This is a genomic window from Dysgonomonas termitidis (genome assembly GCF_042654545.1).
In the GTDB taxonomy this organism is placed as follows: Bacteria; Bacteroidota; Bacteroidia; order Bacteroidales; family Dysgonomonadaceae; genus Dysgonomonas; species Dysgonomonas termitidis.
The window spans coordinates 1-1,446 of sequence record NZ_JBHSGN010000180.1; the positions used below are offsets into that span (position 1 = coordinate 1).

1 protein-coding gene is annotated in these 1,446 nt (G+C 48.9%); it reads right to left on the reverse strand.

The window, feature by feature from the left end; translation table 11 throughout:
* A partial coding sequence (locus ACFO6W_RS25950) for a hypothetical protein (protein ID WP_380002026.1) occupies nt 1-1,446 on the reverse strand: 1,446 nt, incomplete at both ends.

Sequence of the window (1,446 nt, forward strand, 5' to 3'; positions counted from 1 at the left end):
TCGAGTTCCACCAGATGTGAGAATCCCGTCTTACCCCCGTTCATAATATATTCGATAACATAGCGGTCTGCTTTTTCCGATAAGTCCGCTTTATTCCTGATATAGCGTTGCAATGCGCCTGCCGAACGGGGTATATTGCTCTGGAATTGCAGGGCATACTTAGCATCTTCCTTAACGCCAAGTATGGAAGATGCAAAAATATAGTCGCGTGAAAAATTTGTCGCTACGAATATAGGGTTGCGGGTTGTAAAGTTGGCTGCCATCTGTCTTGATACTTTTGCTATAAACCGCAAATCCTTATGTAAATCTTTTGCATTTATCCCATTAATGGCACGGGCTACCGCAGGATTGCCATTGATATACACGGCATATTCGGCCCCGTTCTGTGAAACATATACTACGTGCTGGCTGGCCTGTGTCTTTTTGATAAACAGTCCCCCTATATCCAGTTTCCCCCGGTTTTGTACAGCCAGCCCCTGCTCCTGTAATTTTTGCATCCGTTCCTCAAATTCCTCTATATTTATCCTGTACTGATCCGTATTTTCAGAGTAGGCGGGAGCCTGTATCTCATAGACAGGGACGCCGTCTTCATTCAGCCCGGTTTGCATATACCAGGCCTTATTTACTCCGAGCAGTCCTGTCTTGTCTTTTAACGCCAGCCGCAGTATTGTCTGGTTCAGGATATTCCTGTTGGCGGAGCTGACCGCGCTTTGAGCCATTGAGAAGATAAAGGCCAGGGGGCTTTCCGAGCGTGTCCTCCGTCCTTTAGCCCTGATAAGCGGGGCGACAAAGTATGTCCCCATATTGGGGCTGTAGTCCCACCTGTCCTCCGCCGTTTCGTCATCATGCCCGCGCAGGGGGATATAATAGTCATACCTGCCAGCCAGTTCGTCATAGGTCTTTTTGTCTATCAGCCCGCCCTCAAGCTGTTTGCCTATGGAGAACAGGGTGGCATTCTTAACGCTCTTCCAGAAATGATATATAAGTTCTTCCCCTGCCTTGTGCTCAAATTCAGCGATAAACCCTTCGGCATGTGTTCCCACTTCTGCCTCTACAGCCGTAATCCCGGAGAAATCATCCGGCAGGTTTATCTCAAAGCGTCCGAGTTGCTGCGGCGTGGCATCCGGATACCGTTCCGCATACCGCCTGACAGCATCCTCTTTCATCCATTTATTCCGTTCCAGCCCGTGTTTGAGTATGGCATAGTTCTCGATGGCGCGGTAATCGAAGCCTGCTTTTTCCAGTTCGCCGACAGCTTTATTCAATGGCTTCTGGAATTTTTCATTGTAATTCTCCAACCCTGCATCTATCTTGCCGTTTATATGGGTGGCCTGCTTGTAATAGTCGTTATATCCGGCAATATCGGTTCCATGCCTGCGGAGAACGTCCAGGAACTCTTTTACCGCCAGATGCCTGTCTTCCCATGCTTCGCGGATACGGAAGCGG